This is a genomic window from Flavonifractor plautii ATCC 29863, assembly GCF_000239295.1.
Lineage (GTDB): Bacteria > Bacillota > Clostridia > Oscillospirales > Oscillospiraceae > Flavonifractor > Flavonifractor plautii.
In genome coordinates, this window is sequence record NZ_JH417640.1 from 1 (window position 1) to 17,314 (window position 17,314).

At 58.5% G+C, this 17,314-nt stretch carries 14 protein-coding genes; 3 read left to right on the forward strand and 11 right to left on the reverse strand.

The features are described 5' to 3' along the window. From pgmB to HMPREF0372_RS01475, 6 genes are all read right to left on the reverse strand, one after another. Window positions 1-685 (reverse strand): beta-phosphoglucomutase (gene pgmB / locus HMPREF0372_RS01450; RefSeq protein ID WP_007488310.1); only part of this gene is annotated, 685 nt, incomplete at its 3' end. 1 nt (window position 686) lies between these two features. Beyond that, entirely contained in the window at window positions 687-2,687 is a 2,001-nt protein-coding gene (locus HMPREF0372_RS01455) for a glycoside hydrolase family 31 protein (RefSeq protein ID WP_007488311.1), read from the reverse strand. Between the two features lie 4 nt (window positions 2,688-2,691). Continuing rightward, entirely contained in the window at window positions 2,692-3,519 is an 828-nt protein-coding gene (locus HMPREF0372_RS01460; RefSeq protein WP_007488312.1) for a carbohydrate ABC transporter permease, read from the reverse strand. After that, on the reverse strand, window positions 3,509-4,435 hold the full coding sequence (locus HMPREF0372_RS01465; RefSeq protein WP_007488313.1) for a carbohydrate ABC transporter permease: 927 nt from the start codon (window positions 4,433-4,435) through the stop codon (window positions 3,509-3,511). The genes HMPREF0372_RS01460 and HMPREF0372_RS01465 overlap by 11 nt, the downstream gene beginning before the upstream one ends. 65 nt (window positions 4,436-4,500) lie before the next feature. After that, the gene (locus HMPREF0372_RS01470) at window positions 4,501-5,796 is read right to left on the reverse strand and encodes an ABC transporter substrate-binding protein (protein WP_007488314.1); all 1,296 of its coding nucleotides are present in this window, start codon (window positions 5,794-5,796) and stop codon (window positions 4,501-4,503) included. A gap of 67 nt (window positions 5,797-5,863) precedes the next feature. Next, window positions 5,864-6,907 (reverse strand): LacI family DNA-binding transcriptional regulator, encoded by a 1,044-nt coding sequence (locus HMPREF0372_RS01475; RefSeq protein WP_007488315.1) that lies wholly within the window; start codon window positions 6,905-6,907, stop codon window positions 5,864-5,866. Window positions 6,908-7,092: 185 nt separating this feature from the next. Here HMPREF0372_RS01475 and HMPREF0372_RS01480 point away from each other — a divergent pair, with 185 nt between their 5' ends. Together HMPREF0372_RS01480 and HMPREF0372_RS01485 are read left to right on the forward strand one after the other, a co-directional pair. Beyond that, the gene (locus tag HMPREF0372_RS01480) at window positions 7,093-8,892 is read left to right on the forward strand and encodes a glycoside hydrolase family 125 protein (RefSeq protein ID WP_007488316.1); all 1,800 of its coding nucleotides are present in this window, start codon (window positions 7,093-7,095) and stop codon (window positions 8,890-8,892) included. After that, window positions 8,882-11,044, forward strand: a complete 2,163-nt coding sequence (locus tag HMPREF0372_RS01485; protein WP_007488317.1) for a glycoside hydrolase family 65 protein — start codon at window positions 8,882-8,884, stop codon at window positions 11,042-11,044. The genes HMPREF0372_RS01480 and HMPREF0372_RS01485 overlap by 11 nt, the downstream gene beginning before the upstream one ends. On the opposite strand, the gene HMPREF0372_RS21275 is transcribed toward HMPREF0372_RS01485, so the two are convergent. Together HMPREF0372_RS21275 and HMPREF0372_RS20960 are read right to left on the reverse strand one after the other, a co-directional pair. Continuing rightward, complete coding sequence (locus HMPREF0372_RS21275) at window positions 11,022-11,726, reverse strand: S-layer homology domain-containing protein (RefSeq protein WP_110503310.1); 705 nt, start codon at window positions 11,724-11,726, stop codon at window positions 11,022-11,024. The two genes, HMPREF0372_RS01485 and HMPREF0372_RS21275, sit on opposite strands and share 23 nt — an antisense overlap. Window positions 11,727-11,832: 106 nt before the next feature. Beyond that, window positions 11,833-11,961: a hypothetical protein gene (locus HMPREF0372_RS20960; RefSeq protein WP_256275071.1), complete on the reverse strand. Its 129-nt coding sequence runs from the start codon at window positions 11,959-11,961 to the stop codon at window positions 11,833-11,835. Between the two features lie 587 nt (window positions 11,962-12,548). Here HMPREF0372_RS20960 and HMPREF0372_RS01490 point away from each other — a divergent pair. After that, a complete protein-coding gene (locus HMPREF0372_RS01490; protein WP_007488331.1) occupies window positions 12,549-13,283 on the forward strand; it encodes a hypothetical protein in 735 nt (244 codons plus the stop codon). A gap of 301 nt (window positions 13,284-13,584) precedes the next feature. Here the strand turns inward: HMPREF0372_RS01490 and HMPREF0372_RS01495 are convergent, their stop codons facing one another. From HMPREF0372_RS01495 to HMPREF0372_RS01505, 3 genes are all read right to left on the reverse strand, one after another. After that, window positions 13,585-13,767, reverse strand: a complete 183-nt coding sequence (locus tag HMPREF0372_RS01495; protein ID WP_009257874.1) for a hypothetical protein — start codon at window positions 13,765-13,767, stop codon at window positions 13,585-13,587. A gap of 758 nt (window positions 13,768-14,525) precedes the next feature. Beyond that, window positions 14,526-15,260, reverse strand: coding sequence for a class I SAM-dependent methyltransferase (locus tag HMPREF0372_RS01500; protein WP_007488344.1), 735 nt, complete (start codon window positions 15,258-15,260; stop codon window positions 14,526-14,528). Window positions 15,261-15,283: 23 nt separating this feature from the next. Then, entirely contained in the window at window positions 15,284-17,209 is a 1,926-nt protein-coding gene (locus HMPREF0372_RS01505) for a bifunctional metallophosphatase/5'-nucleotidase (RefSeq protein ID WP_007488346.1), read from the reverse strand. Window positions 17,210-17,314 lie beyond the last annotated feature (105 nt).

Consider the following 17,314-nt stretch of genomic DNA (forward strand, 5'->3'; position numbering starts at 1 on the left):
ATGGAGTAGGGTCGGAAGGCTTGAATTTTGGGGCGCGGCTGTATAAGCGCCGGCAGAGTTCGGGCAATTCATACAGAGCGTTTAGGACGGCGCGGCAGCCGGGGGCCTGGGCGGCGTCCCCCAGGCCGATGGGAAAAAAGCCGCCTGCATTTGCGGCCAGGATTCCGGCGGAGGCGTCCTCCACCACAGCACACTCATCAGGGGAAAGGCGTAATTTCCGCGCCGCCAGCCGGAACACTTCCGGATCAGGTTTCGACTTGGTAATCTGACTGCCATCTGCCACCGCGTCAAAGAATCCGTCCAGTCCGGTTCGTTCCAAAATGAGGGGGGCGTTTTTGCTGGAGGAGCCGATGCCTGTTTTCCAGCCGTTCTCCCGCAAAGTGCGGAGCACATCGACTGCCCCAGGGGCCAGTGCCTCTGGCCCCATACGTTCCAGATAGCTGCGATAGAGCCGGTTTTTCTCGGCTGCCATCTGCTCCTTCTCCTCCTGGGAGTAGGTCTTACTGCCAAGGCTCAGAATAATCTCCAGGCTCTCCATCCGGCTGACACCTCGGAGGCGGTTGTTTACCTGTTCGTCAAAAGGCAGGCTCAGCCTATCGGCCACCGCCTTCCACGCAAGATAATGGTAGTGGTCGGTATAGCACAGCACGCCGTCCAAATCAAAAATGATACCGCACATCCCCATATCAGCATTCCTCCACAGGGAGCACTTCCCAAGTCAGCGGGAATCGGTAGTCGCCCTCTATGTGGACGGCTCCATCAGACCAGGTGATATCCAAGTCGGTGCCCAGCTCGTCCCGGAAGCGGAAACGCCCGCATTCCCCAGCCAACAGCAGGTGCAGAGGAGCATTTCCGTCTGCCCGCTCTCCCGCCGGAGCGCCGGGGGCCGAGTTCGCATCAGAACGGAGCGCCAGACCATAGCCCGCCCGCAGAAAGACCGGCAGCCTCCGGTCTCCGCCCGCTACGATGGTCTGCCCTCCGGCCGCCGCGCGGCGGTCGAACAGGCCGATCCACTGTCCTTCCGGAAGGTAGACCGCGCGCTTCTCGGCGTTTTCTTCCAGCAGCGGCGCCACCAGCAGACTGTCACCCAGAAGGAATTCATCTTCGCAGTCCCATACCAGCGGATCTTCCGGCCACTGATAGACCAGCGGCCGCATCATAGGCTTGGAAGCTTCCGCACAGTCCAGCGCGACACTGTACAGGTAGGGCAGAAGTTCCATCCGCAGATTATGCCAGAACCGCATCTCGTCCACGAACTCCGGCTTACCGTAAGCCGCCGCCAGATTCCACGGGCTCCGCTCATTGTTCCCCTCTCCCCCAGGCATCAACTCGCGGAACTGCCCTCCATCCGGCTCGGAGTGCCATTGCATCACCGGCACAAAGCAGGCCAGCTGTGTAGCCCTGCGGTACAAGTCCAATGTGGGGAGCGGCCCTGCAAAGCCCCCGATGTCGAAGCCCCAGAACGGGATGCCGGTCAGGGCAGCAGACAGCCCCGCCCGCAGGGCGCTGGCCAACTCGCTGTTCTGGGACTGCTGATCTCCAGCCCAATGGATAGGCGTGGTATGCTGACCAGCGTAGCCCGCCCGGCTGAACAGCGCCTGAGCCGAACCCAGATGTTTGGTGTAAGCCGCCGTATACTCCTGGGCATAGCGGTTCTTTCCGGCCCGGCCGGAGCTTCCATCCGCAAAGCGCACATCTTCCCGGTAGATGAACTCGCCTCCATCGGTCTTGAACCCGTCTATCCCCATCTCTGTGAGATAGTTTCGCTTGGAAAACCAGGTCTCCTCTGCGGCAGGGTTGGTGAAGTCGGGGATCATGGAGCCGGCGAACCAGTATCCCTCCGGGATGGTATAGGGACTCCCATCTGCGTTGTGGACGCAGAGGCCCCGGGCGACGGCATCCGCCTGGTCCAGCTCATTTTGCGCATTGAGCGGCTCATCCGGCCCCTGCTTTTTGTAGACGGGGATCTGCCACAGCAGGAAACGGATCCCCTTCTCGTGAAGCCGCTGTACCATACCAGCGGGATCCGGCCAGGGGGAATCGGAAAAATCGAAGTCCTCCAGCCGGAATGCGCCGCCATTCGGCTTAGGAACATACCTTGCGCCCCGGAAAACATAAAAGGTAGCCTCATCGCTCCACGCCTCGGCCACCAAGGCGCAGACTGGAAAGCCGTGTTCCTCCGCCTGCGCCACCGCCCGCTCCACTTTCTCCTGGCTGTCCCAGTGGTTGGCGGAGATCCACGGCCCAAAGGCCCATTTGGGCGGCAGCTTTGCCGGGCCGAACAGATCCATGTAATCCCGAATGATCTCTCCGGGCATCCCCGAAAACAGCACGACGCGGCAATCCACAGGCAGCTCCGCGCAAACCGCTTTCTCACCAAATCGGAAGCTGGTGCGCTCATCCGTGGCCGCATATAGCCCGAAGCCCGTATTTGTCCAGAAGAAAGGCGCCGGGCAGTAGGTTTTCCCTCCCTGAAAGCAGAACTTCTCCTCCACCTCATTGACCGCCGTATGTCCCTTCTGATTCACGGCATTGTACTTCTCTCCCATGCCATAGGCCCCGTCATAGTGCAGGGAGACCGTCAACTCCCCCCGCTCCCCCGCAGGGCTCCAGCAGAGGGCGGCCATACCGCCCGGATAGGGAAATTCCAGGGACCGCGCCTGGCCGGAACACAAAATCTCTCTCATCGGTTCACCCCTTGATGCCGCCTGCCATCAGGCCGTTTTTGAAGTGCTTCTGCGCGAACAGGTAGATGATGATAATTGGAATCATGGAGATCAGGCTGCCTGCCATCAGCACATTGTACTCGGTATTGTACTGGCCGTTCAGTGTGGACAGGGCGATGGGCAGGGTCATCTTGGCCCGGTCAGTCAACATCAGCAGAGGCCAGAGATAGTCGTTCCAGGACTCCATAAAAGTGGTCACCGCCAGCGTTGCCAGGGTCGGCGCGCACAGCGGCAGGGCCACCCGGGAATAGACCTGGAAAATGTTTGCCCCATCCACCCGTGCGGCGTCCAAATAGTCCACCGGTACGGTACGCATCTGCTGAACCAGCATGAAAACTGCAAAGGGGCGGAAGATGGAGGGGAGGATCACACTGGCATAGCTGTCGATCAGGCCCAGCCGATTCATGATCACAAAGAGCGGGATCATAGTCACCTGTGTGGGGATCATCATGGTGGCCAGGTAGAGCTTGAGCAGTAGGTTCGCGCAGCGGAAACGGATTTTGGCAAAAGCGAAGGCTGCCATCGAGGCAGAAATCAGGGTGATGACAGTGTAGGACACGGAAATAAAGAGGCTGTTTCCAATCGTCTTTAGGAATGGAAAACGGGAAAATACCTCACCATAGGCATCCAACGAGGGCTCTGCCGGAATCCACTCAATGGGGATGGACATGAGAGCACCCCGGCTCTTGAGAGAGGTGGAGATCATCCACAGGAAGGGGATCATGGCCACCACGGCAATGAGGATGGAGACCACATAATAGCCTGTGGTGCCCAGTCTGCGTTTAGCTGTCATAGTTGACCCACCTCTCTTGGCCCTTCATCTGGATGGCGGTGCACACCATAATGATGGCGAACAGGATCCAGGAGAAGGCCGCCGCATAGCCCATGCGGTAGTAGCGGAAGCCATACTTGTAGATGCGCTCCACCATGACCTGTGTGGCGCCATTGGGGCCGCCGTCGGTCATGATCATGATTTGCGGGAAGAGCTGGAATGCGTTGATCAGGCTGACGATCAGCACATAGAAGATAGCTGGGGTCATCAGCGGCAAGGTGATCTTCCAGAACTTCTGCCAAGAGCCTGCGCCGTCCAGCGATGCCGCCTCATAGTAGGACTTGTTGATGCCCACCATACCGGACAAGAGGATGAGGCCAAAGAACCCCATATCCTTCCATACCGACACCAGTACGATAGCCGGCATGGCCCAAGCCTCGTCCAGCAGCCAGCCCGGCCCCTGTATACCAAAAACGGCCAGGATGTTGTTGACCGCGCCATACTCCGGGGATAGCATAGACTTCCAGATCATGGAGGCTGCCACCCAGGAGGTAAGCACCGGGATATAGTAGATGATACGGAAGGCTGTTACGCCGGGGCGCTGGCGGCTGAGCAGATAGGCCACCCCCAGAGACGCCACCAGCATCAGCGGAATGTACATGATGATATAGCGGAAGGTGTTCCACAGCACCCCCCAGAACTCGGGGCTGGAGAGAATGGCTTTATAATTATCCAACCCGATAAAATGCTCCTGAAAGAAGCCGGGGGCCGTCAACTGATCCAAGCCGTTCCAGTCAGTCAGGCTGATAAAGGCGGATATGAGCAAGGGCAGCAGGGAAAATACCAGCAAGCCAATGAGGCTGGGCATCAAAAAGGGAGACGCGGTGATCAGCCCCTCCTGCCCGGGTCCCTTTCGCCGCTTCCGTTTGACTAACATGGTTGGGAAACACCTCCTCAGAAAATCGAACAGGGGAGGGGCACAAGCCCCTCCCCTGCCCCTTATCAGCTAAGGGAAATCTGCGCCTCGCATTCGCTCTGCGCCTGATCCAGGGCTTCCTGTACGGTTATGGAGCCATTGGCGGCGGCGGACAGCTTCTGACCAATGATATCGCTCATCAGGGCATAGTCCTCGATCACTGGCGGTACCACCAGATAGTCCAAGGAGTCAAACACAGCCTGGCGGTTATCGGGCGGCGTCATGTCCAGATAGGAGGCCAGGGTATCCTCGTCACTGACGGCAGGCAGATCCCAGCCCGCCTCAATGCGGATCTCAGCGGCGGCGGGGCTGGAGGCCAGCCAGGTGATCCAAGTAGCCGCGGCATCCTTGTGCTCGCTGTCGGCATTGATCACCAGGCCGTTGGAGAAGAAGTGCGTGGCCTTTTGCTCCTGACCAGGCTCAATCGTGATATCCCAATTAAAGTCACAGCCATCGGCAAAGGACTGGAATGCCCAAATACCGGTGGGGATCATGCCCAGACGGCCGCTCATGAACAGATCCCAGTCACCCATGCCGCCCATCTGCACGTCCGTGGGCTGGACGTTGCTGACCAGCACGCGGTCGGCCATCATCTGAGCGGCGGCCACGTTCTCGGGGGAGTTGATGGTAAACTCCGTCTTGTCCTCATTCAGCAGGCTGCCGCCGAACTGGGCGCAAACCTTGTAGAACTCGTTGTAAGTAAGAGGCTGGTAGTAGCCGTAAATATCATCGCCCAAGGCGCGGATGGCCTCAGCCGCCGTCTGCACATCATCCTGCGTCCAGTCTGCGGTGGGATAATCAATGCCGGCCTGGTCAAACAGGTCCTTGTTGTAGACCAGCACCACATTGGAGAAGTTGCCGGGCAGGCCGTACTGCTTGCCGTCCACGTTGAACGCGCTCAGTGCAGTCTCGTCCAGGCGGCTGAGGTCCACACCGCTGATCTCGGCCAGCACGCCCTTATTGGCATAGGAGGCGAAATTCTCGATGTTCAGCTCATAGCAGTCAGGCGCCGTGCCGCCGGCCACGCGGGTTTGCATTTGGGTGAAATAGTCATCCATGGCGATGGTTTCGATCTCAACCGTGATGTTAGGATGCTCCTCATGGAAGGCCTCGTACATTTTCTGCAGGGTTTCCTCATTGCCGCCGGACGCGTTGAAGTTGCAGTAGGTGATGGTCACAGGCTCCTCAGCCGTCTGCTGTCCGGTTTCATCAGCAGGGGCAGAAGATGGGCTTTCGGTCGGAGCACTGGACGGGCCGCATGATGAGAGCAGGAGCGCCAGCGACATTCCGCCGGCCAGGATCGCCAGAGACCGCTTTTTCATTGCATGGTTCCTCCTTTTCAAAATTAAGACATGTGTTGTTCCATTCTTACCCTATATTGAGACCTTTTCAGGTTGTCTCCGTTTTGATCTTGCGGACAGAGCCCCGCTCCACCAGGGACACCGGCAGGATCAACTCCTGCTTGGTCAACTCCGGCTCATTGATATTGCGGATCAACAGCTCCACCGCTTTTTCCCCCTTCGCTGAGATCTGCTGCTTTACGGTAGTCAGTCCCGGGGTCATGTACTGCGCAATCTCCAAATCGTCAAACCCCATAAGGGAGATCTCGTCCGGTACCTTGACACCGCGCTCATAGAAAGCTTTTGCCGCTCCGATTGCCAGAATATCTGCCGCAGCTACCACCGCTGTGGCAGGGAGTCCCGCGTCCATGAGCCTTTGGGCAGACGCGATGCCGTCTTTGTAGTCAATGTTCCCTTCAAAGACCAACTCCTCTCGGAAGGGAAGCTCATACTCTGCCAGAGCGTCCCGATAGCCGGCCAGGCGTTTCTTCATGACGCCGTTTTCCTTGATGCGGCCGCTGAAAAAGGCGACGGCACGGTGACCGCAGTCCAAAATGTACTTGGTCGCCAGATAGCTGCCGTAAGCATCGTCGATGCGTACATTATGGTAATAGTGGTCATTGCAATAGCTGTCGATCAATACGATAGGGATCCGGCTCTCCTTCATCTGCTGGTAGAAGGAATCCGGATACATGCCGATGACAATGATCCCGTCCAGATTGCGCTCCTTTGCCAGGGTCAGATAGCTCTCGTTGGCATCCGTAGCAGAGATGATCACATGGTAGCCTTTCTGTCTGGCGCACAGTTCAATGCTTCCCAATATCTCAGAGTAAAACTGGTTCTGAAACATGAGTCGGCTTCCAGCCTCGGTCTGAGGGACCACTACGCCGATCAGCCTGGAATCCTGTCTGGCGCTGCCCAGGGTACGGGCTGCCATGTTTGGTGTATAACCCAGCCGCTCGATGGCCTGCTCGACCCGCCGGCGTGTCTCCTCGGAAATCGGGCGCTTCCCGCTCAATGCATAAGAGACGGCCGCGCTGGTGACGCCAGCCTCTTTGGCGACATCCCTCATGGTGACCCGATTGGCCGACATGCTATACCACCTCGTTTAATTTAAACGTTTAAACTATTCCACAAGCAAATAATAGCCAATGCCAGCTCTATTGTCAAGATACAAATTAACATTTTTCACAAAACAATTATTGACTTACGCCCAAAATATGTTATAGTTAGATTGCCAACAGTTTAACCGATTAAATCCGACAGTGAGGGATCTCTATGCAAGAGTGTTATTTGCCTACCGGCAACGAGTGGGTCTCTCTTCCCACTCTCCAGGCCTGCACCGGGGCGCTGGAGTCCTTTTCCTTCCTACACATGGGACATAAGGGCCTGATCGAGCAGAGGGGCGGCGCTTCTCTCCCGCTGATGACGCCTTTTTTTGAGACGGAAGGAGAAAGGGCCTCGCTTCAGTCTCTGACCTGGGGACGGAAATCCGACTGGATTCCGACCTTCTGCGGCACGGCCGGCTCCCTAGCGGTGGAGGGAATGCTTCTGGCTCCGGTGGGGGAACGCGGTTTTCTCTATCAACTGACAGTACGCTCCACATCGGATAAGCCGCTGTCCTCTACTTTCGGTCTGGAAGGGTGCTGGGCCTCCGCATGGCACTGCGTCAACGAAGACAAGGAGATCGACGGGGCGCGCCGATGCTACACCAGCCTTTGGAACGACAGCCTGATCTTTGATATGCGCTGCGGACTGCCCCTCTTTGCTTTTGCGCCCATGATGGATCAGCCCTGCTCATCCACCTTTCAGGAGACGGATGCCGGTATCGTCTACCGTCTGGCCCACGACTGCACGCTGGAACCCGGAGAAGCTGTTACTGTGACCTTCTACTGGGGGGTCGGCTTCGAGGAGGTGGCGGCCGCCACCAGCGCCAAGGAGATGCTGCGCCAAGGCTGGCAGCACGAGTTACAGGTGACCACAGACTGGCTGGACGCCCGCCGCTGGCCCATTCCGGATGCCCAGTTGGAGCGCCTCTACAATACCAATCTGTTCTTCTGCCTGTTCTACTCCGCCGGGATCACCTTGGATACCGAGGAGCTGGTTCTGGTCACCAGCCGCAGCCCGCGCTACTATGTGAGCGCGGCTTACTGGGACCGGGACAGCCTGCTGTGGAGCTTTCCTACGGTAGTGGACGCCGACCCGGCACTGGCCCGCCGGATGCTGGACTATGTATTCGGCCGCCAGCGGCGCAACCTGGGCGTCCACTCGCGGTACATCGACGGCACAGTCCTGGAGCCTGGTTTTGAGCTGGATGAACTGATGGCCCCGGTGCTGGCCCTGGAGCGCTATGTGGGTGCCACAGGCGACCGAGACTGTCTGGAGGACAACGCGATCCGCTCCGGGCTTACGGATATTCTGCGCACCTTGCGCACCAAACGGCACAGGTCGATCGCACTCTACGAGACCTTCCTTCAGCCCACCGATGACGTGCGCAGCTACCCCTACCTGACCTATGACAATGTGCTGGTATGGAAGGCGCTTCGCGCGCTGTCCTCCCTGTATCCTGAAACATACGGCGACCTTGCCTGGGAGGCGGAGGAGCTCCGCCGGTCGATCCTGGAGCACTGTGTTGTCCAGGGCCCGAACGGCCCATACTATGCCTGGTCCACGGATCTGGAGGGCCATACAGATGTATATGACGAGCCGCCAGGAAGCCTGCTGCTCCTGCCCTACCTGGGCTTCTGCGCGCTGGATGACCCCGCATATCAGAATACAGTGCGTCAGATCCGCGCCCCGGAGTATCCTTACAGCTTCGCCGGGTGCGCCTTTGCGGAAATCGGCTGCGCCCACGCCCCCCATCCCTGGATGTTGAGTGTGGCCAACAGCCTGCTCAGCGGGGAGGCGGAGCGGTCGTTGGATCTTCTGCGTCGGGCAGTGATGGACAACGGCATCGTCTGTGAGAGCATCGATGAGCACACGGGCCGATCCGCGACGGGAGACGCCTTTGCCACTTGCGCGGGGTTTGTGTGCCACGCCCTGCGGTATGCGTTAGGAGGCGTGTCCTATGAGAACTGACGTGAAGCGCCGGGGCTGGACAATTTCAGCGGAGGGGAACGATCTTGCCGACCGCTTCCTGGAGAGCGTCTTCTTTACCGGCAACGGCCGCATGGGGGCCCGGGGTTACCCCGCTTACCGACCGATCCGCCGGCCGTTGGACGCCGGACTTTTCTTGGCTGGCTTTTATGACCGGATCTCCGACAGCACAGAGCTGACGGATTTTGTCAATCTGCCCACCCCTATCTGGTACCAGATCCGATTGAATGGCCGCATACCGGCCATTCCCTCCCATTTGTCCCGCGCGCTGGATCTCCGTACAGGTCTGCTCACCTTCCGTTACCGGCTGAGTATTGCGGATGACTGGGTGGATGTGCAGGAACAGCGTTTTTTCTCCTTGGCCAAGCCTAGCTTTCTGTTCCAGCGGCTTGAATTCCAGGGCCGCGGGCAGGTGGAGCTTTTGGCCGGGATCGACCACCAGAGCTGCAACAGCCCTATCCCAGACGATCAGGTGAAGGAGAACACCCAGATCATCCAGATGACCCGTTTCTGCTCCGGCGAGGCGACCGACGCCGGATTCACCGCCCGCTATAAGACAAATCACACAAGGCTGGAACTGGCTCAGACGGTTTCCTGCCGCACAGAGGGCTTTTCATCCCCCGCTTTTGTTGCGGATACCGGTGACGGCGTGGGAGTGCGCTGCACCAGTGACGCTTCCGATGCTCCCATCGCCTTGGAGATCGCCGCCCGGCTGACTTCCAGCCGCGATGTGGATCCCCTGCTCCAGCTGGATGTGGAGCCAGGCTGGGACTTTGTAAGTGCGCTGGCGGAGAATCAGGCCGCATGGGAGCAAAAGTGGGCGGACTGCGACATTGTCATGGAGGGGGATGACGACGCGCAGACGGCGCTGCGTTATGTGATCTACCAGTTGGCGGCCAACTGCTCTCCTCGGGACCACACCGTGAGCATCGGGGCTAGAGGGCTCACCCACACGCGGTACAAAGGCTGCTATTTTTGGGACACAGATCTCTTTCTGACGCCCTTTTATGACCTGACCGATCCACAGGCTGCCCGCAGTCTGGCGGGCTTCCGGGTCGGCACGCTTCCCCAGGCCAGAGCGCATGCGGCGCGGATGAATGGCGCCGGGGCCCGCTACCCCTGGATGGTGTCTTATGACGGCACCGAGCAGTGTGAAAGCTGGGACATCGGGTGCAGCGAGGTCCACGTCACCGCTGACGTGGCCTATGCTCTGGGCCAATACCTGGATTGGACCGGCGATGACAGCCTGTTCTTCCAGGGGGGCGCACAGGTGTTGGTGGAGACAGCCCGCTTCTGGGTCAGCCGTTACTCTCCCGCCCCCGAAGCCGGGAAGGTCAATCTGCTGTTCTGCAAGGGCCCGGATGAATACTGCGGCATTACCAGCAACAATCTTTTCACCAATGCCATGGTAAAGCACAATCTCTCTCTGGCGCTGACCGCCGCCGCACGGCTGAAGAAAGAGGCGCCGGAGCAGTATGCGGCCCTGAGCCTGTCCAAAGCGGAGTGCGCTGCTTGGGAGATACTACGCGATACCATCCAGCTTCCCAGGGATCCAATCACCGGTCACTACCGCCAGGACGATACGTTCCACCTGCTGGAGCGCGTTGAGCCGGCGGAGCTCAAATCCGGCGACGAGGCCAGCTATCACCAGGTCTGCTTCGACCGGCTCCAACGCTATCAGGTGATCAAGCAGGCGGATACGCTGCTCCTTATAACCCGTCTGCCAGAGCAGTTTACCGAAGAGGAAAAGCTGGCCGCCTGGGAGGACTTTGAGCCCCTGTGTATCCATGACTCCACCCTCAGCTTTGCCAGCCACGCCCTCTTTGCGGCCCAGAATGGCCTGGCAGAGGCCGCTGAAGCCTACTGGCGGAAGGCCCTCTATCTGGACCTGGAGGAGGTTATGGGCAACACGGGCAAGGAAGGGCTCCATCTGGCCTGTCTCGGTGAGACTTGGAATACAGTTATCTTTGGCTTTGCCGGACTGCATATCGAGAACGGCGTTCCAAAGTTGTCCCCTCATCTCCCCAATGGCCTTGTATCCATGCAGTTTCACTTTTATTATCGTGGGCAGCGATATGAAGTTCAGATTGCTGAAGGGGCTTCCAAAATTTTTATCGCCCCAAATAAATCATAATTGCTAATCGCATTCGTAGTTTATTGCACGCTCTCCCAGACCTACTATCAGTAGAACCTACGGACTTGTGCCATAATACTGCTCGTATGGAGCATCCTGCTGCTGTTTTTTCTTCCATAGATCGTCGATTGAAAGATTTTTCTATTGAGAGACGGAAGCAACTGCACTCCAAATGGTGCGGCCGCTTCGGGGCACAGTCCAAGTTCCTTTCCAATGCGTACCGCGTTTTCCTGCGGAGACATCCTGCCTCCTCATAGCCATAGAGAGAGGCGTTGTATACCGGCAGTCCGGCCGTATGGAAGGCACTGAGCAGCAGTTCTCCGCGGCAGAGAGTCCCATCAGGGGATATGGCAGCACTCACGCCCAGCCAGCCGTTTTGATAGCACCGCTGGATACTGAGCTCGGACCGCTCCTTTGGGGAATCGCAGGACAAGGTACTTCCATCGAAAGCCTGGAACAGCACGGTAGCCCACTCCCGGACTGTGATGGGACGCTCCGGGCTGAAGCTGTGTCCGCCCGTACCGGCTGTGATCCCACACTCCGCCAGATAGGTCACGCTCTCATAAAAGGGAGAACCGGCGGGGACATCGGAAAATCTGCCCGCGGCGGAGGCGGGGAGCCCCGCCATCTGTAGGCTGAGGAACATTGCCGTACACAAGGCAACGAGTCGTCTCACTTTCATATGTCAATCTGACCTTCCTTCACAAAATAATATGGGTATGGACCTTTGAGTTAGTAAAGGTGACAGGCCCGCCCCCTATAAAGGGGCGGGCCTGTTCGCTTTTGGATCACCACTTCGAGAGGATTTTGCCGTACATCTGCTTTTTCTCCTCCGCATACCGCTGGACTACCAGAATCACGGTGTCTCCTACCAGGAAATCGGAGTCCTCATGCTGGTAGGAGTAATACACATGCACACGGTCCCATCCGGGAGATTGCAAAACACGCCGCCGTATTTGCCGGCGATCATGGCCTGCCGTCGGCTGCCGATGGGATGCCGCTCTCCGCGCCGCCATAACCGCTCCAAAAGACAATTATAGTCGATGCCTAAATTTCATTTTCCAGATCGCGGCTGTCCGTCAGAGGGTGGGCTTCAATCTTCTTCCATGCCGCACTGACCGGACGCTTGCTCCGCTCTAGATATGCAATTATTCTACTATTTCCCACCTCTGGAGAAAGGCTCTATGCAGGACCAGGAAAGCAGACAAAAGCAGAAAATTCACACGCACTTTGCTTTGTAATATACTAAAAACGCACATTTTGATTCTCGCATCGATCACACTGTGAAAACCAGGGATATTTTAACTTATCACTATATCGAAATTAGATATTTTTATTATAATTTTAGGAGTGTTCTCCGATGAAGAAAAAGGACACGCTTGGCAGGCGTTTGTGACCTACAATCCGGGAAATCGGAAACCGCCACGGATTATCGGTCACAAACCTTAAATCCGCACTTGCGGAGTCGTTCAACGACCGCCGTAAAGGATGGGCAGATGAAAACGTGGAGTATGGAGAGGAAACCATCGGCGGCTATCTGTATGACCGGACTTGGCCTGATATGGAGTGCCAGACTTGTATAGACATAGTGACAGCCGCATTTGAAAGCGCCATTCTATCCGACAGAACGAATGAGAATGCCATCAGAAAGGGACAGCAACAGGTCAAAAGCGAGATTGAGCGGCTTTATCGGGAATACGAAAGGAAAGCTTATCTCGATACCTATACACAGGAAATTTCCGTAGAAACTCTGAGGGCTTCCATGCTCCATATGGAGCCCACAATCGCACAAATATTGCTTGATAATCTGGCCGCCTGTAAAAGCCTTGACAGCTATGATATTGCTTTCAGGAAGGCTATCAGTACCTTTGAGGATGACCGCATAAGACACATAACAGAAGCAATCAACCAGCGCAAGCTGTCTTTTTTAGTAGGAGAACTCAATCATAAACTTTTTTCCCCGGACCTGTTTCAATGGCTGGCAATTTGGAACAGGGGACGATCTAAAATTTCAAAGTCCGCGGAACGCATATCCCAGCTTGCGGAGAAGCAGGCAAGGGAGCTGGAATGGAATGAGGATAGCTTTCAATCCATGTTCGCCGTTGTCACACATATCACAGGGGATGGCATCCCGAAAAGCCCTATTTATCGCCGGGAGGAGCTGAACTTACTGCTCCTGTTTAAGTATTGTTTGGACGCTGAGCAGAAAGCCTCCGTACTGAGGGATTACACAGTGTAGGGAATGCCCACCGTGCCACAGCCGCCTCAGGCGGTCAAGACCGAAAAAAGTCTGTCCCGGTTTCGTAAGAGCCGGGGCAGTTTTTTTCGCAAGTGGCTACACCAGTCTTGACGGCCTGTTTCGCCTGTGTCGTATGGTAATCAAGCAAGCTCGCAAGCGAGACTTGCTGACGCAATTACTACAGGACGGAGGCGCCGGGAAATTCAAGGCCATAGCGGAGGCCCACGGCCTTACCTGTGTCCTCTGCGGACAGTACGAGTGGAACACTATGCCGGGGGGCAATCTGGTTGAATACGCACTTTCAAAGGGGTGGAACGAGATACGGATCGGACGGAGCAGCCTTCCCCCCGTTCTTCCACTCCGGAGCTGCGGGGACGGCCCAGGGCGGGGCGGGGACGTCGGAAAAGGTCTCCCCTGCGGCGCTGGCCGGGACAGGCAAGCCCACGGCCAGCGCCTGGGATAAGTCGGTGACTTTTTTCTTCATATCAGCGGCCTCCTGTGCTTTTGCTTCTCTTGCGTCGGGACCCTTGGGGGGCGGCTGCCCCCTGTTGGCCCTTCCGCAAGAGGCAAAAAATGCTGTGCGGGGTATGTATATCCCCACACAGCATATCAGTCTGCAACACAGCCGCTAAAACCCTCTTGCCAGAATGGGGCAGGAAAGGTTATAACAACAGCGTAGTACGGATTTTCCGTTGTATGGGTGGTCGTGTCACCCACATAGGGCCTCAGGCGCTCGCTACACCTGGGATCCGACGCAATATTTCTGTACCTCTTGGCTCCTATATTACCCAGTCAGAGCAAAATTGACAAGCCCTTTTTTCACTTTCTGGGCCCGGTCCCTGTCCTGCCTCTCTCATGGAGCAGGACGGAGGCCGAATATCGTTTATTGTCGGGCAACTGTTAGAACTTCCCAAGTGTGGGAGCGGTTTCTGTATCTATATTTTAAAGTATGTGAAAGGTCGGTCTCCCATTTCGGTACCGCCTATCTGGTTCCATTCATCAAAGAGGCCAACTCCTCCTGGGAGATCCCCTATATGCTTCTCAGATGAATGAGCTGCTTTGATACACTTACGGTTTGAATCCTCCTTAAGTTCAGCCGTGACCGGCCGTACTTAAATCATGCATGTTTCAGCGGCTGCATACCACCTACCACCTGCACTCAAATCCGCAACTCCGGGTTGCACTCCCTCCAAACAGGGCACCAGCAGCACATGTTCTCTGTCTGAAACGGCTCTCGTCGTTTTATTCCGGCTTATGGGCAGACAGGAGCAACATCATGGGCCGGCGCAGCTCGTCGGCCATGCCGGGCACGTCCATCAGCCGGGGATCGGGCTTGGGCTCCACCAGGGCCTTGAGGACAAACCCGGTCTCCAGCAGGGTCTGGACATAGGTGGTCAGGGTGTGGTGGTATTTGACCACATCGCAGCCCAGGAAGCGGGCGGTGCGGCGGCCCTCGGTGAAGTATCGGTCCACAGGCCAATGGAGGGGCGCACCGCCGGGGCCTGGGTACCACTCCTGGGAGCCCTCGGCGGTAAAGACCGGGTGCTCGCAGGAGAACACAAAGTCCCCGCCGGGGGCCAGCCAGTCCCACACCCTGCGGAACACCGGCCCCAGCTCCTCCACATAGTGAAGGGCAAGGGAGCTGAGCACCGCCTCAAAGGAGGCGGGCGGGAAGTCCACCTCCTCCATGGCCCCCCGCACATAGTGGATGCGGCCGTCGAAGGTATCCGCCCGCGCCTTCTCCAGCATCTTCTCCGACAGATCCACCCCGATCACCGCCGCCGCGCCGTGGTCGGCGGCGTAGCGGCAGTGCCAGCCGAAGCCGCAGCCCAGATCCAGCACCCGCTTGCCGGAAAAGTCGGGGAACAGCTTTTGCAGCGCGTGCCACTCCCCGGCGGCGGAGAGGCCCTCCACCGACCGGGGGAAGCGCCGGTACTGGCTAAAAAACCCCGGGTTGTCGTAGTTGTTCTCCTTCATATATTCTCTCTTTCTCTCTTCCTTTATCCCCGGTAGGGCCGGTAGCCGCCGCCCCGCCGCCTGCCGCCGTAGCGGCCCCGGCGGTGATGAAAGCAGAGCCGCCACACCAGGAACACGACTGCGGCCAGCACCAGCACCGCCGCGAGCACGGCCAGCCAGCCAAACAGGTTGAGGTTTTTCAGCAGGTTCAGGGGGTTCCAGGTGGCGTGCTCTACCTTGCGCCCCTCGGGGGCGGCATAGCGGCCGTCCACCTCTCCCATGGACTGGAGGTAAGAGGCCAGGGCGTACCATTCCTTCACCTCGGAGCCGTTGGGGTTGTAAATAATGTGCTCCTCATAGTCGGTGATCACATTGCCCTGGGCGTCCTTGGGGGTGATGGCCAGGATGCCGAAGGACTGGTCGTTGACGGTGCCCAGCATCTGTCCGGTGTAGAGTCCGGTCACCACCCGGTAGAGCCGGTCGTCGTCGATGGGAACAGCGGAGCCGTCGGGCAGCACCTGGGCGCAGTCGGTCACCTTATTGAACATCATCCGGTGGGGGTTCCATGTCCAGGTCATGCCAGCGCCGTAGATCTGGGCCTCCGGCATGAGAGCGGTCACCGAGGCGTCCACCTCAAAGGCGTCCTTCAGCTCTTTCCCCGTCAGCCACACCGAGATGAGGGGATAGCCCGGCGTCCCGTCCGCCCCGGAGCCCAGGGAGGAGACATTGAACACGTCGGAGGTGGTGATCTCCCCGGCGGGGAAGGAGCCGCGGATCACCCCCGCGGCCACCACCGCGAAGTCCACCGGCACGTAGTCCGCCCCCTCCGCCTGCTGCACAGCGTACACGTAGGAGTCGGCGATCAGGCTGCCCAGGGTGTCCTCCCGGTGCTCCGCGCCGAACCGGCCGATGGGGGTAAAGGCGAAGGGGGACCGGGCCAGCACCTCGTCGAAGCCCACGCCGTACTGGGACAGGTACTGTTCTTCTACCAGGGGCTGGAAGGCCGCTGCCATGGCGGCCATGTCCGGATCCTCCGCCACGGTCTCATCCACGGGGAGCAATCGGTAGTCGGCCACGGTTTTCTCCCCGTTTGGCTTCCACTCCACGGTGAGGACGCCCAGGTTGGCGGTGTACTCCCCGCAGGACACAATCAGGGTGTCCCCCACGCGCAGGGGCTCGTCCAGGGTGGTGTGGGTGTGGCCGGAGAGGATCACGTCGATGCCGTCCACCCGCCTGGCCAACTCGTAGTCCTCGCCCTTTCCCCTGTCGTCGGTGCCGCTGTGGGACAGGCAGATGATAAAGTCGGCCCCTGCCTCCTCCAGGGCGGCCACGGTACGCTCCGCCGCATCGGCAATCGGCTCAAACTCCATGCCCGACATGGGGGCGTTGCTGTCCGCCTCCTCCCCCATCAGGCCGAAGATACCGTAGCGGACGCCGCCCCGCTCCAGAATCAGGTAGTCCCCGATGCCGTAGCGGTTCCACGCCGCCCAGGTATCCACGTCCTCCGCCGGGGGCTTGTAGTTGGCCTGGACAATGGGGGGCACCGGATCGCCGCTCTCCACGGCGGCGTTGAGCATCTCCGCCAGGCCGCGGGCGCGGTAGTCAAACTCATGGTTGCCCAGCGTCGTGGCGTCGTACCCCATCGCGCCCAGGGCCCGCAGCTCCGGGGCCTCCGTGGCGTAGATGGTCTGGAACAAACTGCCCATGGAAAAGTCTCCGGCGTCCAGAACCAGGGCGTCCGGGTGGGCCGCCCGCTCCTGTTGGATCAGGGTGGCCAGGCGGGTATAGCCGCCGTATTCCCCGCCCTCCTCATCCGGCATGGGGAGGAAGTGGTCGTGGGTGTCATGGGTGAACAGAATCGTCGTTTCATAAGTGGGTGCGTTAGCAGAGGCCAGTCCGGCCAGCGCCCCGGCCAGCAGACAGGCCGCCAGGCCCAGCCGAAGCGCGCGTATGCGAATCGGATGATGCATCTCATTCCCTCCTCTGCCCCTAGTTTGCCACATTTCTCCGAAAAAGGGAAGCCCCAACCGGGCCTTTGAAATTTGTAGGTTTGTCAAACATATTGGACGGTGAAC